Origin of the sequence: Methanobrevibacter sp. UBA412 (genome assembly GCA_002495685.1) — an archaeon.
GTDB lineage: Archaea > Methanobacteriota > Methanobacteria > Methanobacteriales > Methanobacteriaceae > Methanobrevibacter_A > Methanobrevibacter_A acididurans.
This window is the reverse complement of the sequence record DAGJ01000009.1, coordinates 1-16271: the sequence shown is the minus strand read 5'-3', so window position 1 is coordinate 16271 and position 16271 is coordinate 1. Positions and strand designations below refer to the sequence as shown.

20 protein-coding genes and 2 tRNA genes are annotated in these 16271 nt (G+C 25.7%); 6 read left to right on the top strand and 16 right to left on the bottom strand.

Annotated features, from left to right (window positions below; translation table 11 throughout):
* Positions 1-145: 145 nt before the first annotated feature.
* Positions 146-415 carry a 2TM domain-containing protein gene (locus BP997_RS02945; protein ID WP_409198006.1) on the top strand — a complete coding sequence of 90 codons (270 nt, stop codon included), beginning with the start codon at positions 146-148 and terminating at the stop codon, positions 413-415.
* 12 nt (positions 416-427) lie between these two features.
* Here the strand turns inward: BP997_RS02945 and BP997_RS02940 are convergent, their stop codons facing one another.
* The 3 genes from BP997_RS02940 to BP997_RS02930 all read right to left on the bottom strand — a co-directional run bounded on the left by BP997_RS02940 (position 428) and on the right by BP997_RS02930 (position 1822).
* Positions 428-1348, bottom strand: coding sequence for a hypothetical protein (locus BP997_RS02940; RefSeq protein WP_413825662.1), 921 nt, complete (start codon positions 1346-1348; stop codon positions 428-430).
* 231 nt (positions 1349-1579) lie between these two features.
* Positions 1580-1652 (bottom strand) — tRNA-Thr (locus BP997_RS02935).
* An 87-nt stretch (positions 1653-1739) separates the two neighbouring features.
* A tRNA-Leu gene (locus BP997_RS02930) sits at positions 1740-1822 on the bottom strand.
* Positions 1823-1966: 144 nt separating this feature from the next.
* Here BP997_RS02930 and BP997_RS02925 point away from each other — a divergent pair.
* From BP997_RS02925 to BP997_RS02915, 3 genes are read left to right on the top strand one after another with little or no spacing between them, the layout of a single operon-like run.
* A complete protein-coding gene (locus tag BP997_RS02925) occupies positions 1967-2134 on the top strand; it encodes a 4Fe-4S dicluster domain-containing protein (protein WP_413825660.1) in 168 nt (55 codons plus the stop codon).
* A gap of 26 nt (positions 2135-2160) precedes the next feature.
* Positions 2161-2952 carry an adhesin gene (locus tag BP997_RS02920; RefSeq protein WP_409198009.1) on the top strand — a complete coding sequence of 264 codons (792 nt, stop codon included), beginning with the start codon at positions 2161-2163 and terminating at the stop codon, positions 2950-2952.
* A gap of 25 nt (positions 2953-2977) precedes the next feature.
* Positions 2978-4264 carry an oligosaccharide repeat unit polymerase family protein gene (locus BP997_RS02915; RefSeq protein WP_409198010.1) on the top strand — a complete coding sequence of 429 codons (1287 nt, stop codon included), beginning with the start codon at positions 2978-2980 and terminating at the stop codon, positions 4262-4264.
* 8 nt (positions 4265-4272) lie between these two features.
* Here BP997_RS02915 and BP997_RS02910 read toward each other — a convergent pair whose 3' ends face one another.
* The 7 genes from BP997_RS02910 to BP997_RS02880 form a co-directional block, all read right to left on the bottom strand.
* The gene (locus BP997_RS02910; protein WP_413825658.1) at positions 4273-5094 is read right to left on the bottom strand and encodes a nicotianamine synthase family protein; all 822 of its coding nucleotides are present in this window, start codon (positions 5092-5094) and stop codon (positions 4273-4275) included.
* A 26-nt stretch (positions 5095-5120) separates the two neighbouring features.
* Positions 5121-5966: an ATP-binding cassette domain-containing protein gene (locus BP997_RS02905; RefSeq protein WP_413825656.1), complete on the bottom strand. Its 846-nt coding sequence runs from the start codon at positions 5964-5966 to the stop codon at positions 5121-5123.
* 27 nt (positions 5967-5993) lie between these two features.
* Positions 5994-6830 (bottom strand): cobalt ECF transporter T component CbiQ, encoded by an 837-nt coding sequence (gene cbiQ / locus BP997_RS02900; RefSeq protein ID WP_413825654.1) that lies wholly within the window; start codon positions 6828-6830, stop codon positions 5994-5996.
* Between the two features lie 225 nt (positions 6831-7055).
* The gene (locus BP997_RS02895) at positions 7056-7337 is read right to left on the bottom strand and encodes a PDGLE domain-containing protein (RefSeq protein ID WP_409198014.1); all 282 of its coding nucleotides are present in this window, start codon (positions 7335-7337) and stop codon (positions 7056-7058) included.
* Positions 7338-7991, bottom strand: a complete 654-nt coding sequence (gene cbiM, locus BP997_RS02890; RefSeq protein WP_409198015.1) for a cobalt transporter CbiM — start codon at positions 7989-7991, stop codon at positions 7338-7340.
* Between the two features lie 550 nt (positions 7992-8541).
* Positions 8542-9108 carry a GNAT family N-acetyltransferase gene (locus BP997_RS02885; RefSeq protein ID WP_413825651.1) on the bottom strand — a complete coding sequence of 189 codons (567 nt, stop codon included), beginning with the start codon at positions 9106-9108 and terminating at the stop codon, positions 8542-8544.
* Positions 9109-9290: 182 nt separating this feature from the next.
* Entirely contained in the window at positions 9291-10010 is a 720-nt protein-coding gene (locus tag BP997_RS02880) for a Nif3-like dinuclear metal center hexameric protein (protein ID WP_413825649.1), read from the bottom strand.
* 243 nt (positions 10011-10253) lie between these two features.
* On the opposite strand from BP997_RS02880, the gene BP997_RS02875 reads away from it, so the two are divergent.
* Positions 10254-10793, top strand: a complete 540-nt coding sequence (locus tag BP997_RS02875) for a tetratricopeptide repeat protein (protein WP_413825646.1) — start codon at positions 10254-10256, stop codon at positions 10791-10793.
* Between the two features lie 18 nt (positions 10794-10811).
* Here the strand turns inward: BP997_RS02875 and BP997_RS02870 are convergent, their stop codons facing one another.
* The 5 genes from BP997_RS02870 to pth2 form a co-directional block, all read right to left on the bottom strand.
* Positions 10812-11207 (bottom strand): hypothetical protein, encoded by a 396-nt coding sequence (locus BP997_RS02870; RefSeq protein WP_413825643.1) that lies wholly within the window; start codon positions 11205-11207, stop codon positions 10812-10814.
* A 112-nt stretch (positions 11208-11319) separates the two neighbouring features.
* Complete coding sequence (locus tag BP997_RS02865) at positions 11320-11589, bottom strand: elongation factor 1-beta (protein WP_409198021.1); 270 nt, start codon at positions 11587-11589, stop codon at positions 11320-11322.
* Positions 11590-11645: 56 nt separating this feature from the next.
* The gene (locus BP997_RS02860; protein ID WP_409198022.1) at positions 11646-11807 is read right to left on the bottom strand and encodes a zinc finger domain-containing protein; all 162 of its coding nucleotides are present in this window, start codon (positions 11805-11807) and stop codon (positions 11646-11648) included.
* On the bottom strand, positions 11795-12478 hold the full coding sequence (locus BP997_RS02855) for a delta 1-pyrroline-5-carboxylate synthetase (RefSeq protein WP_413825709.1): 684 nt from the start codon (positions 12476-12478) through the stop codon (positions 11795-11797). Before BP997_RS02855 ends, BP997_RS02860 begins: the two co-directional genes overlap by 13 nt.
* 87 nt (positions 12479-12565) lie before the next feature.
* Positions 12566-12904, bottom strand: coding sequence for a peptidyl-tRNA hydrolase Pth2 (gene pth2 / locus BP997_RS02850; protein ID WP_409198023.1), 339 nt, complete (start codon positions 12902-12904; stop codon positions 12566-12568).
* A 154-nt stretch (positions 12905-13058) separates the two neighbouring features.
* On the opposite strand from pth2, the gene BP997_RS02845 reads away from it, so the two are divergent.
* Positions 13059-14837, top strand: a complete 1779-nt coding sequence (locus BP997_RS02845) for a ribosome biogenesis/translation initiation ATPase RLI (protein ID WP_413825641.1) — start codon at positions 13059-13061, stop codon at positions 14835-14837.
* A 121-nt stretch (positions 14838-14958) separates the two neighbouring features.
* Here BP997_RS02845 and BP997_RS02840 read toward each other — a convergent pair whose 3' ends face one another.
* The gene (locus tag BP997_RS02840; RefSeq protein WP_413825638.1) at positions 14959-16110 is read right to left on the bottom strand and encodes a pyridoxal phosphate-dependent aminotransferase; all 1152 of its coding nucleotides are present in this window, start codon (positions 16108-16110) and stop codon (positions 14959-14961) included.
* Between the last annotated feature and the right edge of the window lie 161 nt (positions 16111-16271).

Sequence of the window (16271 nt, the reverse complement as noted above, 5' to 3'; positions counted from 1 at the left end):
TAAATCGAATAATGATATAATAATTAAATTAATAATTAAATGTTTTACATTAAATAGTTTAAATTATATTAAATATAAAATTTTTCAATGTGAATAAAATTTAATATCGGCAATAAAATTATATATAAATAAAATTGTGATGAAAATGGTAGATTATGAAAGCAAAGAATATAAAAAAGCAGAACAACGTGTAGAGAGCAAAATTAGATTTTACAAGCATCTTTCAATATATATCATAGTAAATATTTTATTATTAGCAATAAATTATTTTACAAGCCCCGGAACTTGGTGGTTCTATTGGGTAAGTATAATTTGGGGAATTTTTGTAGTAATTGAATTTATAAAAGTTATTTTATTCCCTAAAAAAGGTAGTGAATGGAAAGAAAAAGAAATTGAAAAAGAATTAAAAAAATAAAATTTAAAATTTTTATCTTTTTTTATCATTGAATTTATTATTAAAAAATTTTTTAGTTTTATCAGAAGCATTCATAGACTTATTTGAATAATTTGAAGATGAATTTTTAGGATTATGATAATTTTGATAATCCTCTTCATTTACCACTCGTTTATTAGGAATATACTCCCGATTATAATCATTCTCATAATTTCTGTTTCTTCTAGATTTTTGAATTCTTGACATTTCTAATTCATCAAAATCTAATGGGTCATAATCTCGTGGATTTCTTGAAGATCTATACTGATTTCGGTATTCATTATCATAACCATTATCTTTATTTTCGTTACGTGCATTAAATATACTGCTTATTACACCAACTATAATGATTAATAGTAATAATAATATTATTAATGTAGCGAAAAAATCAAATTTATCAAATACTTTACCCACTAAAGAGAAGAAGACATTGTTAACATCTACTAATCCTCTAAGTAGTATAATTCCACCAGTGAAAAATACTAACACTCCATTTTTTTTCGGAATGTTATTAGAACGGAAGAATGGGTAAAAACTTAAAACTATCATACCTAAACCCATAACACGGAAAAGATTTTGATTTGTTGCGGTTTCAAGTAAATTGAAGATTTCAACAAAATTATAATGGAATGTAGTTAATAAATAGACTAATTCAATTAATGTTATAACAACTATAGGGAGCAAATAAACAACTTCTCCACCAATATTTGTTTCTAACTTCTTAACTTTTATACCATCTCTTGAATATGTGTCAATTTTTTCTTCAGAATAAGTTGATAATAATTGATAAATTATTGAACTTAATACAGATCCTATGACAGTCCCAGTTAGTCCTAAAGTTGCGGTGGTTATTGCGACTATACCAGAAATTACTCCTGCCATTAAAATATTAAAATGTTTTGTTTTTTTAGACATTTTACCCTCCAATAAAGTCTATTATACTTTTTTTAATAAAATAATCATAATTCTCTTATGATTTTTTGGTGTTTAAATGTAAAATTTTATATTCTTTTATATATTTGTTTTATAAATTAATAAAATTATCTATTTTTAAAATAAATTAAGAAATTATTTGATTAATATAAAATTAGTACTGTAAAAAATAGTTATTAAAATATGAAATAAGTAAATTCTCCAAAAATTAAGAGCCTTAGGGGGGATTCGAACCCCCGACTTCCACCTTACCAAGGTGGCGCTCTACCGGCTGAGCCACTAAGGCAATAAATTGGTACATGTGTTAAAAATAGAATAAATCATCCTTTTAGTAATAAACTTGATAAAAAAATGATTTTGATTAATATAAAAGTGCAGGGGAAGGGATTCGAACCCTCGAAGGCCTATACCAGAGGATCTTAAGTCCTCCCCCTTTGGCCACTCGGGCACCCCTGCATACTACAACATATTAATTTAAGATTTATCTCATATATAAAGGTAACGTTTTTTAAAAAATTTTAAAAACTAAATCAATTCTAAACTTATTTATTAATTAAAAATAAAATAGTATCAATAATTAAAATAATTTGGTGACACAATTTGATAATAGATAATGAAGCTTGTGGTATTTGTGAAAAATGTATAGACTTATGCCCATTAAATATAATAAAAAGAAATGTATTTTCAGTAGTTATCTTAGAAGGATGTAACAACTGTGGGAAATGCTTAGAAATATGTCCTTGTGGTGCCATTCATAAAGAAGCATAATATATAACTAAAAGGTTTTGAAAAAAATGAAATTACCTGGATTTTTAAAAAAATTAACTATTATTGATTGGATTATAATCCTATGTATTATTTTAGCAGTTTGTTTTGCATTTATTTACATAGCAACAGATGATAATGGAACTGAATCTACATCAATTGATAGTACAACAATGAGTAAAGTTGGACAAAAATATTCTGAATATTATTTAGAAGGAGACATTATAACTACTACTATTGAAGGATATAATGCAAGTAATGGGAAAAATATTAATATAAATGGTACTGTACTGTGGGAAGATGATGATTCCGGAGCAAATACAAAATTGTTAATTGACTCTGGAGGACACAAATATTTAGCTGCAGTATATAATGATGTTAAAAATGCAGATATTTATATTGATGAATTAACACTTGAAAAAAATGGTTCAAAGTATAATAATACTGTAGAATGCACAATAAGTCCAATGAATATTAATACTTTAAATGAATTGATAAAAGGAATACCTAATGGTACAAATTATGAGATTTCAACAACAGTTGCATCTTCAACTAAAGATACTCAAACTTACCAAGAAATTACAAATCAATTATATGAAAATCATTGCAGAATATGTATTAAACCTGAAAATGCTGCATTACAAGACCAAATAGAAATTATTAGAGCAACAGGAAAAGAAATTAACATTGCAAGCAATATTCTAAACCAACTTGATGGTAAAACTGACTCAATAAAGTTACGTATTTATAATTGTAATAACACTACTTTAGAAAATATTGAAAGTAATTATAACGTGACAAATGTTGGATATATTTCATAAGAATTTCTAAAAATATGTGAAAAATATGAGCACCATTTATAATATATTAACCCATATTACAGAAAGTATTACAAGTAAAGTAAAAGAATCATTCTTATTCATTACTATATTTAATATTTTAAAATATTTTGAAGATGCATGGATCAACAGTTTTTTTAAAAGTTTTTATCCTAAAGAAAACTTTTTATCTTTCTTTAAAAAAAGTAAAATATTGAATAAATATCTATTTAGTCCATTGATTGTAATCGTTGTATTTACCATATTTTTACTTCTTTCTTTTACCCCTGTAAGTTGGAGTTTAGAAATAAATCTTTTAATAGCATTTTTAACCTTTTTTATAGGTGCAAAATTAATACCAAAATACTTGTTAAACAAAGATATTGAATTATTTAATTTTAAAAGAAAAGAAATATATTCAATAGGATTCTGCCTGATATTACTCGGATTAATATTCTTTATTCTTTGTATAGGTAAAGCTGGAGGATTACCTATAATCCATTCAAGTTTAAGATATAAACTTTCTCCTGCATTAACAATGCCTATATTTTTAATGATACCTGGAATTGGAATGATAGCAAGCTGTTATTTAATGGATTATAAAAAAAATATTATTTCAAGAACTCAAGTTAGATTCAGATTTTTAATTCTGTTTATGATTAGTGCAGTCATATTTTTAACTTTAGCTTATAGAACCCCGCTACTTGCAGTTTTATTACTCCTTATAATCATGGGATATTATGGAGAAATACTTTCTCTATGGGAAGTTGTAATAGCTGCATTAATTGGTATAGGTGCAATTGTAGGAATTGGTTATTATCGTGTAATTGAAGAAGGAACTATAACAAAAGGAGCAAGCCCAATATCAACATTACAATCAAGAGCAGATTTCACATTACATGTATTAAATCTAATAAATAGTGTATCCGGAGATTATGGATTATTACATGGAAAACTAATAGCTAGCTCACTACCAGGTAGTGCTCTTGGACCCAGAATGATGATTGGAAAACTAATAGCTTGGAGAAGTGAAGTTACAGTAACACCTACAATAATAGGACCAATGATTGTAGATTTTGGAAGAATAGGTGTTGCAATCGGAATGGGATTAATAGGTTTTATATTAGGAATAGGATTTAAAATAGTGGAAAAAACTAAAAATTCATTTTACTTATTCATATATGCATTATTATTAACTTACACAATACTTGGAGTAGAAACAGGAATATTAGACATTCAAGTTATATTATATTTCATAATAGGATTATTCATATACTTAGTAATTTTAATAAAAAATAGAAAGTTTAAGATATGAAAAAATATTTAAACTACTTTTCTAAGTAATACACTTGTATTGTTAGTATTTCCTATAGGTAAAAGCATAACCTCTTTATGAAATCCTCTTATATCTTTATCAGTTAATGGAGCATAAAGAATAGCTCGCATACCACTATAAGTTCTAACAAGAACTGGAGTATTTATATCAACAGTTTCCCAAACATTAGCAAAAACTTTATCTTTAGGAATAGCAAATGCTGCAACCATCACAATATCATAATCAAGATCTTTTAATTTAGTCTCATCACCAACAACAATTTTAATACCAGCAGATAATCCTAATTTAGCTATAACCTCACGAGATAATTCAGCAACATCTTCTTGAATTTCAATACCAATGCAATTACAACCAAATGCTTGTCTAAATAATATTAATGTAAGAGGTAATGGTCCACTACCAATAAACACAAAGGTTTTATCTTTACTAAACTTAGCTAATTTAGATTCATTAATTAATAAACCTTCATATCTTTCATAAAAATGAAAAGTATCTAAAGTTTGATAAGGGTCTTTAGATTGAATAATATCCATAGCATTTTCAGTTTCTAATCTTGCACCAATATATAAATAAAATTTTCTGATAAGTTTTAATGCTTTATTCATCCGAACATTATCTAATATATGTTTTGCTGAATCAAAATCAATTTCTTCATCATGAGCAATAACTTCGATTTCATCCAATAAAATGGTGATTTCATTTAAATTCACATCATCTAAAGTATTTAAATCATTTAAAGAATCAACACCATATTCTTCAAGTTTTTCAGCAATTTCCTCAATTTTTGGCCAATATTTCCAACAACTCATATAATAACAACTCCATAAAAATTTAATTAATGATTGCTTAATTTAGCTTTAATAATTTCATCACAGGCTTCTTGAGTAGTTAATTTATTAGGTTGGACATTTAACCCCTCTTTTTGCAACTTATGTAATATTTCACTAGCTTTTGGAGGTCTTAAATGTGCTTTTTTTAGAATTTCATGATTAGAAAATACATCATTAGTAGATCCTTCATTAATAATTTCACCATCATGAACAATAAAAATTTTATTTGCAAATTCTGTTATAAGTTCAACATTATGAGAAGAAACAAGCAAAGTCATGCCCTTTTCATTTAAGTGATTAAGGATTGTTAAAACTTGATCAACACCCTGAGGATCTAAACCTGCTGTTGGTTCATCAATAATCATTAATTCAGGATCCATTGCAATAATTCCTGCAATAGACACTCTTTTTTGTTGACCTCCACTTAAATGATGAGGAGGTTTTTCCTCAAAACCTTCCATTCCTACCATTTTTAAAGATTTTTCAACTCTTTTATCCACTTCATTTAAGTCTAAACCTAAATTCATTGGACCAAATGCTACATCTTCTTGAACTGTAGGGGCAAACAATTGGTCATCAGGGTTTTGAAATACTACCCCTACTTTTTGCCTAATTTTAAGCAAACTCTTTTTATCATATTTCATTTCTTCCCCATTAATTTTAACAATCCCACTTGTTGGTTGGGATAATCCATTAAAATGGGAGAATAAAGTTGATTTACCTGCACCATTAGCCCCCATAACTGCTACTTTCTCTCCCTTATTAATACTCATATTTATATTTTTTAATGCCTGTGTACCATCAGGGTATGTGAATGTTAAATCTTGAGTTTCTAAAATAGGTTCTGACATAATAATTTCCTCCCAATAATTATTTCTTTATGTTGCTGTAAAATGTAAACCAAAATATCCTAATTGTGGTGCATAAAATATAACTAAAATTTCTATAAATAAAATTAATAATACAATAGATATTATGAAAACATAATTTGATTTTGTCATTTTCTTTCTACTTACATAAAATTGAGAATCATTAGAAAATCCTCTACTTACCATACTTGAATATGTTGTTTCTCCTTTTTCATAAGATTTTAAAAACATCATGGCTACTGTATAACCTACTTGTTTTATTCTCCATTTATAAGGAGTTAATTTACTATGAATATCAAAGTTTCTAGATTTTTGTGATTTTCTTATTTGTGCTAATTCATCAATAAACATAAATAAAAAACGTACCATAATACTTAAAATCATGGCTAAATCTCGAGGCATTCCTAATTTTCTAAATGATTCAACAACTTCTTGCATTGGACTTGTAGATGACAATATGACTATTGCAGTTAAACAAACAATTAATCTAGACATTAAAATAATTCCCCAGTTAAGTCCAGCATCGGTAATATGAATCCATGAAATAGAACTAACCCATATTATATTTCCAGGATGAATAAATGGTTGAAATAGTATAATTGCCCCACCAAATGGGATCAATAATAAAATACGTGTAAATGAAGCTTTAAATGATAATTTTGCAAGACCCATTACAATTAACAAGAATATTTCTAAAATTATAGGGACAAATAATTGATTAGAAAAAACTGAATATATTATTATAAAAAGTACAGATATTAATTTTACTCTTCCGTCCAAATTATGAATAACATTATTTTGTGCACTTACAACATCCAAATCGAGTGCATCATTTATATTCACCATTAACTAACCCCATTTCATATTACAAATAATCAATTTATTACTTAAGTTAATAAATTCATTATTTATTAATAATTATTTATTAAAAATAAGTTTTCAATATTATTTTTTTAATTTTATTTAAGAATTAAAAGAATATTAAATTTTTTAAAAAATAAATATAAATTAGTTAAAAATAATTAATAACTAACTTATTATCTATTTTATTTAAGTTCTTCCTATTTAAATTTAATTCCGTCTTTTAACAATTTCCCCAACACCATATCCTAGTGCTAAAACTATTAATGTACCAATTATTAAAACACCAATTTCACCTAATTTTCCTAATGGTTCAAAAGTATAATCTGGAAATGGTGATTGTAAAAATGCACTTGCTTCACCAACACCAGAATCTTCTGCGGATTTTTCTAATCCATCAGGATTTCCAGATGCAATGAAAGGAGAAAGACATGCTAAAACAACACAAACTATAATAGCAATTACAATTAAAATTTTGTCTTTTTGTTTCATTTAATTAACCTCCACATTTTTACTTGTTGATTTATCATTCCAAGCTAATAGGTCAGGTCTGTATTTTTCAAGAGCAGCAATAACAATAATTGTTAAAATAGCTTCTATTACTCCTATGAATGCATGGTAAAGACCCATAGAAGCTAAACCTATATTTAAAGGGAAAGTTCCAGCAAGTGCCATTTCTACTGCACAAGCTTCTGCAGCTATAAAAGTCGCAAGCCATGCTCCCACTCCAATTGCAGGATATTTTCCAATAAATTTACGTAAACCTTTAAAAGTAAATAAACCAACTGCACCCCCTATAATACCCATATTAAGTACATTAGCTCCCAAAGTAGTGATACCTCCATCACCAAAGAATAAAGCTTGTACAAGTAAAACCACTGTAAATACAAGTACTGTTGCTTCTGGAGCCATAAATACTAATGCTACTAATGTTCCACCTACCATATGTCCACTTGTACCAAATGGAATAGGCATGTTCATTGACATTATAGCAAATATACCTGCTGCTAATACAGCCAATAAAGGAATACGTTTCTCATTAAGGTTATTACGTGCCCACTTAGATGCAAAGTAAAGTGCAATTATTAAAATTACATAGTAAATAGCACATTGCCAAAGTGGAATAAAACCGTCAGGTATATGCATATTTTTAATCCTCCCAAATTATTTTTTTCTGTTTTAAAATACAAGTAATACTTTTTATAATTTTATTTATATATGGAGTATTACAAATATTTTATTTAAATGATTAATATTAAAAATCAAGCCCATTAATAAATTTTTAAGTTAAAAATTACTTGACAATTAAGTTATTTATTAAAATATCATTTATAAAGATTTTGTTAGTAATAATTTAAATATAAATTTAGATAAAATAGTAATACTTCAAATTTAGATAATAATTATTTAAAAGATTTTAATAATCGGTTATATTTTTTAAAAATTAATAAAATAATAATAAAAAAATAAAATAAAACTAAAATAAGAATATTTTATCATTCAAGAATAAATCAATGCAAATTTAATAAATTAAAAGAATATTCTCTTATAACAAAGCTAAAATAATAATAAAAAACTTAAAATTTAAAATAATTAATCCAAAAATGATATCTACTAAATTAAATAGTACAAAATTAAATTTTAAATAAAAAAAGAAAAAATCATGAATATTTAATGATAATATTAATAAAATAAATTATTTAGCTTGAATTGAAGTTAATGAGATATCATAAAGTTTTAAAGGCGCCCTATAAATATTTTTAGACATATGCACAGTATCTAACTTATCATTTACTTTAAATATGATATTGAAATTCATTTTATTCCAAAAAAACAAAGCCCCATCAACAATATTTTGAGTATGTAAATATATTTCATTATATCCCTGATTATAACAAAATTTTTCTGCTTTTTTAACTAAAGCAGAAGCTATTCCATTTCTTCGATATTTTTCATCAACAAAAACTTTATAAAAACTAGCAGTTGATTTTCTTGAAAAATTATTTTCAAAACATTCAGATTTTCGATCATATTCTCTTATACCAATGGAACCAATAATTTCATTAGTTTTTGTATTTATAGCTAAAAAGAATGTATTTCTTACAGGAGCAATATAAAAATTTTTTAACAATTCAATATCTTTATGAAACTTAGGAATATAATTTAAGCCATACTCTTTTTTAATTAAATTTAATAAAAATTTTTGAACTTTATATAATGAAAATTTTAGTTCAGATAATTCAATAATTTTATAATTAATCAAGTTCATCACTCCTAATCTTAATACCTTACTACATAATTTATTTATTAATCTCCATTTTCATGAAAATTTTAATATTAAAAAAACATTTATTATAAATAAGTAATAATAATATTCAAAATATTATTAATTATGTATGATAAAAAAATAAATACCTTGAAAAATTTATGAAAAAATTTTTTAATTTATTTTAAGTTTTTAATATAATCCCATGGAACACCTGAATCTATTACTTCAATTGGAATACCAATTGAAGATATTAAATCTGCTAAAGCATATAATCCTGGTATTTCACTATAATAATAAGATAAATCAATTAATGTTAAGTTTAATTTTTCAGCTAAAATACTTGATTGATGATTTAAATCTCCAGATATGAAAACATCAACATTTCTTTCTTTTGCTAATTTTATGTAATTTAAGTTGCTTAATCCATTTCCTGCTAAAATAGCAATTTTTTTTACAATTTTATTAGGGTTTCTACCATTAATCACTCTTGTATTTTCTTCATTAAATCTTTGAGAAATTGTGTTTAATATTTCTTCAAGTGTCCGATAACATGAACATATACGTCCTAAACCTGTTGTTATATCAAATGTTGACATTACTTTTAAGTTTAAACTTTTAGCTAATGCATCACTAGATCCTCCTTTATAAACATCCCAGTTTGTGTGGACCGTATACGTTGGTGTTCTTGGTGTGAAAATTGGGGGATGATGTGTTATAACTAAATCTCCTTTATTGAAAGAATCATCATTTTTGGGTAATATATCCATCATGACTTTGATGTTTTTTATTTCGGAATTTTGGTAATTTATTCCAAAATATCCTATTTTATCTTCTTTTAAAGCTAATTCTTTAGGAATCATTTCATCTATAGCTTTAAAAATATTTATAGTTAACATAATATTTTTCACTTTTTTCTTATTATTAAATAGGATTATATTTTTATTATTTAAATAGTTTTTATAAAAATAAAAATGAAATAATACTATTTTTAAAAAATGATTAAAAAAGTATTACTAATTAGTAAAAAAGTATTTATACATATGAACAGAATATAAAAATAATTAAAAGAAAATAAAATTTAATTATATCATCCAATAATAAGAAAATAACTTTTTAAATTAATTATAGGAGTAAAAAAAATGAATATTAAAACCTTGTACCATGAAAGTTACAAAAGAGGAAGAAAAAAAGCAAAAATATGGCAATGGTACGATAATTTATTTTTAGGTGCTTTAATAATAATATTTCTAATAAGTTTAATAATAAATGATTGGAATGTTGCATTCCTATCTATTATATTAACATTAATCATTTTATTAAATTATTGGAAAATGATACTAATAAAAATAGCAGAAAACAACTGTAAAAAAGAAAAATATGATAATGCACATAAATATATTAATTATATTTTAAAAAAAGATAAAAATAATTTATCAGCAATAATTAAAGAAGTAGAAATTTATAAAAAGCAAGATAAATTTCAAGAAGCATTAAATACTTGTAATAAAGGATTAAAAGTTAATCAAAATAATATTGAATTATTAATTTTAAAAGTAAAAATTTTAAATGAATTGAAAGATTATAAAAAATCCTTGAATATATGTGAAATGATTTTAAATATAAGTCCATATAATCCTGAAATTGAAGAAATAAAAAATCATATAAAAAGTAAAACTTAATTTTTTTCATGACAAAGTTTATTTTTCATTTAACCTTTTTAAAATGTCATCATTTTGTTTTTTTAAAATTTCAATTTGCTTAACTAAAATTTGATTTTGATAATTTAAATTATCTAACTCTTTTTTAATTTGCTTAATTGAAACATCTTCATTTTTGATATTAAAATTTTCAACATTTTGATTTTCAATCTTTTCTAATACTGCTTTTTTAATATAAAAATTTAAACGATCTTCAACTTGATTTGCAGGTAAACCATTATTAACATCTTGCTTTAATAATATTTGAATTTTAGGACCATAATCCACTTCTAAACCATTTGACTCCAATTTATTTTTAAAGTCTTGGCTTAATGAAAATCCTCCGGTAAATTCTTTAACTTTTTCTTTTGCAGAATCTTTATTAAATAATGCCATAATATAATATTTAATTATTTATCTATAAAAAAAGCTATGTTAATTTTATACTAAATTAGTATAATAAAAAATTTAAAAAAAAGTTAAGTTTAACGTAAAAACTAGAAAATTTTTACATTAATCTTCGAACATCAGTTACTTGAATACTTTCTACATCTTTAAGATTACTTAAAGCTGCTTCAGTAGATTCAGATCCACCTTCACCATCATCAACAACAACCATAGTATTTAAAGCTACTAAACCGAATGCTATTGGTTCTTCTTCAATTTGGTAAAATTCTGCATCATCAGGTATATTAGATTTAATATCTGATTTTAATTGTTCTAAATCAGTTTCTGGGCTTACAGGCATTACTTTAATAGTTGCTACAACATCTCCCATAATCATTCCTCCAATTAAATAGTAAAAAAAATAAGATTAAAACTTAAATTTTAATCTTATGGTCCTTCAAATCCACAGTCACATTTATAAGAGTGACCGAAAGTTCTACATTTTTCACATCTAGCGATGAGTTTACCACATTGTGGACATTTAAATTGAACATAAGGTTCAATTTGTGGTATTTCTTGTTTACAAGATTGGCAAATTATTTTTTCCATTTTTTATCACCTTTAATATATGTATATGGGAACGCATCAAAGTTCCCTTGATTTGTAATTATTGATAAAACTCTCTTAGGAAAGTTTCCATTAACAATGTAACAATCAGACTCGAATCGTATTAAAGTAGAGGGCAACATTAAGTCTATTGATGATTCTTCAAAAGTTAGTAGTTTTTTTACATCAATTTCTTCAATAAATTTGGACCCCTCTAGTGTAGGTTGTCGAGTATATATACCATTTACATTTGTTGCTATTAAAAGTTTTGCATTTATGAGGTGTGAAACATATGCTGCAATAGAATCAGAAGTCACATCCCAAGTATGTTCAAATGGATCTTCAATCAACAATAACTCAGAACATAACAAAATAGGTATTTTACCTTCATTTGATATTTTTACTGCTTGATTAATTGTTTTAGCTAATTTTGTAAAATTAAATTTATCATTTAATAATTTAGCTAAAATATCCATTGAATTTATAGCAGTTTCATGAGTAACATCATTAGAAAATCCTATTTCCATATCATATTTTCTAATTAAGTTTGCAAATTCTCCCCCACCAATAACAAGTAATGTATTAGTTCCTTTTAATTCGTTTATAAGAGATATTGCACTTTCTGGAACTAAACTTCCCCCAATTTTTATAACCCAATCAATAATTTTAATCACCAAAAATAATTTTTCAAAAAACAATATTCTTAATAAAAATTAACTATCATTTAAATAAAGAAGTTTATAATTAAATTGATAGTTAACTCATAACAACTTTAAATCTTGAGTGACCTTATCAATAATTTCATCTTCATCAGGCCCAATACCCAAACATGTAATAGTTGATGTAGGTAACTGGGTTCTTCCAGCATCAGTTACTAAAAAATTAGGAATATTATTTTTCTTAGCCATTTCTTTAATAACAAAAAGATCATCTAAAGAAGAAACCTTAAGAACAACCTTAGCTGAACCCTCAGACTCCCATCTACGAATCACACTAGAATTAACTTTTTCATAAGATCCAAGACAAGCATGACAACATTGAGCAGCTAATTTACCTTTACCCATCTTAAGATCATTACGAACAACAATAACTTGTTTCATTTAAAAATCATCTCAAATTTAATTAACATATACAAATATTTAAACATAATCTTTAATAAATATATAACTTATAATACTAAAAATTAATAAAAAATTATTTTTTTCAAAATAACAATAAAATCACAAAAATATAAAGGGAAAAGAGAGATTAAAAATGAGTAGAATTTCTATATTAGACCAAGATAGATGCCAACCCAAAAAATGTAACTATGTTTGTATAGAGTACTGTCCAGGAGTCCGAATGGATGAAGACACAATAGTAATAGATGAAAACAATAAAAAACCATTAATATCTGAAGAACTATGTTCTGGATGTGGAATTTGCACAAATAGATGTCCATTTGAAGCAATAAAAGTAATAAATTTACCAGAAGCATTAGAAGACCCAATACACCGATTTGGACAAAATCAATTTGAATTATTCGGATTACCAACACTAAAACAAGGAAAAGTAGTTGGTTTACTTGGACAAAATGGAATAGGAAAATCCACAATAATGAACATACTTTCAGGAGAAATAATACCAAATTTAGGAAACTTTGAAAAACCAGGAAATTGGGAAGAAGTAATAGAATATTACAAGGGTTCTTCATTACAAAATTACTTCAAAAGTTTACAAAAAGGAGAAATAAAAACAATACACAAACCACAAATGGTAGACCAACTACCTAAAGTAGTTAAAGGTAACGTAAAAACATTACTAACTAATGTAGATGAAAGAAACCAATTTGATTACATAGTAGAAAATTTAGACTTAGAAAGTGTCTTAGAAAGAGATATGAAAAACCTCAGTGGAGGAGAACTTCAAAAAGTAGCCATAGCAGCAACCGTACTACGAGAAGGTGATTTTTACTACTTTGATGAACCTACATCATGGTTAGATGTGAGACAAAGAATAAATGCAACCAAAGTAATAAGATCACTAGCAGAAGATAACAAAACAGTATTAATCATAGAACACGATCTTGCAACATTAGATGCATTAAGTGATAACATTCATGTATTATACGGCCAACCTGGAGCATATGGTGTAGTTTCAAGTATGAAAGGAGTAAGAGTAGGAATAAATGCTTACATTAACGGATTCCTAAAAGAAGAAAATGTAAGAATACGAAATAAACCCATAGAATTTGATATAAGACCACCAACCCCTGAAGATGAAGGAAACATATTAACCAACTATTCTGATATTAATAAAAAATTTAAAGGATTTGAATTAAATGCAAAAGCTGGAGAAATCTATCATGACGAAATAGTAACAGCATTTGGATCCAATGGAATGGGAAAAACAACATTTGCAAAAATATTAGCCGGTGAAGAAGAAGCAAACAAAGGTAGAGTAGAACAAAAAGTTAAAATAGCTTACAAACCTCAATATATTGTTTCAGACTTTGAAGGCACAGTAGAAAGCTTCTTATATATGAATGCACCAACTTACGGTTCAAATATATTTAAAAGTGAAATAGGAAAACCATTTGCACTTGATGAATTATTAGATAAAAATATTAAAGATTTAAGTGGAGGAGAATTACAAAGAGTTGCTGTAGCAACAACTTTAGCAAAAGATGCTGATATATACTTATTTGATGAACCAACAGCATTTTTGGATGTAGAACAAAGATTAACCGCAGGAAGAACAATAAGCAAAATCGTAGAAAGTAAAAATGCTGCTTCATTAATCATAGACCACGATATAGTATTTATCGATTATGTATCAGACAGAGCAATGGTATTCCAAGGAGAACCAGGATTAAATGGTAATGCAACAGCACCCTCCGATCTTAGAACTTCAATGAATATATTTTTAAAAGATTTAAACATAACATTTAGACGGGATAAAGAAACAAAACGTCCAAGAGTTAATAAATTAGATAGTTACCTTGATAGAGAACAAAAAGAACAAGGCGAATATTACTATTTAAAATTAGAATAAAAAAAAATATATTCAATAAATAATATAATAAAATTTTCAAAAAAAGTTTTTTTTAAAAAATTTGGGTTTTTAAAAAAACCCAAAAAAATTCTTTATTAAATTAAAAAAAAATATAAAAAAATTATTTTCGTAAAACTTCTACTGCTTTTTTAAATTCATCAGCAAAGACCTTTACATCTTCAGGTGGAACAGAAAAACTAACACGTAAATATTTATCACCAAATTTTTTACTAGTATACTGTCCTTCACGAGTAAATACATTACGTTCTAATAAGTATTTTGACATGTCTTTAGGATTAATATTCGCACCTGAAAGGTCAATAGCCAACATATTAGCATCAGATGGATATCTAACTATAAAAACACCATCACATTCATCCACTGCATCTTTAATAATTTTTTGATTATTAAATGTTGTATCTTTCACATAATCTATCCAATCGGGTTTAGATTTAAGTGCTTCAATAGCACCATATTGGGCTATAACATTTGTTCCTAAATCATCAATTAAAACTTGTCTAACTGAATTCATAACTTCATGAGTTGAAACTAAAGCACCTACTCTAATTCCTGCCATACCAAAAATTTTAGAAAAACTATAAACAGTTATGGTGTTTTCTGGCGCATAATTTGCGGCAAGATAATGTTTTCTAGAGAAATCTCTATATGTAATATCATGTAATAAAAATAAATCATTATCTTTAGCGATTTTTGCAAATTCTTTAATTTCATCCTCTGTATATGCACCACCTAACGGGTTTAAAGGATCAATTAGAATAATAAGACCAGTATTTTCATCAATATTTTCTTTTACCAAATCGGGAGTTAATTTATAACCACATTCTTCATTATAAATAGGTATAGATTTAACTTCTTTAGCAAAACGACTAGCAAAATTGTCAATAATCAAATAACCTGGATCCGGAGATATAACATTATCATTTGGACTTAATAAATCACTCATACAGTAATAAAGAGCGGTTGTTGCTCCAGCAGTAATAACTAAATCCATATCTTCAAGATCTAAATCTTTTAATACTAATTCTTTTAATTCACTGAGACCTTCTGGTGGAGGATATTTACAATAATCTTTACTTTCCACAGCTTTAATCATAGCATCTCTTACAAAGTTTTCATCATGTAAGTGGTTAGTATTTTGACCCATCCATATTAAATCTTCATCAAGGAAAAGTTCTTCAAAGAAATCATTAGCTGTTTTAAATCCTTTAGGAGCTTTTCTTAGTTTTTTCCCATGTTCTTTTTTTGGAATCATAACTATCACTAAATATATAAAAACATTTTCATTAAGAATAATAAAAAATTTTTTATAAATTAAATATTCATAGAAGTTTATCTTTTAACTTGTTAATAAAATTTTTTATAAAAACAAATAAATTTTAATAAATAATAAAAAATTAGGCTCTGTAGAAATCC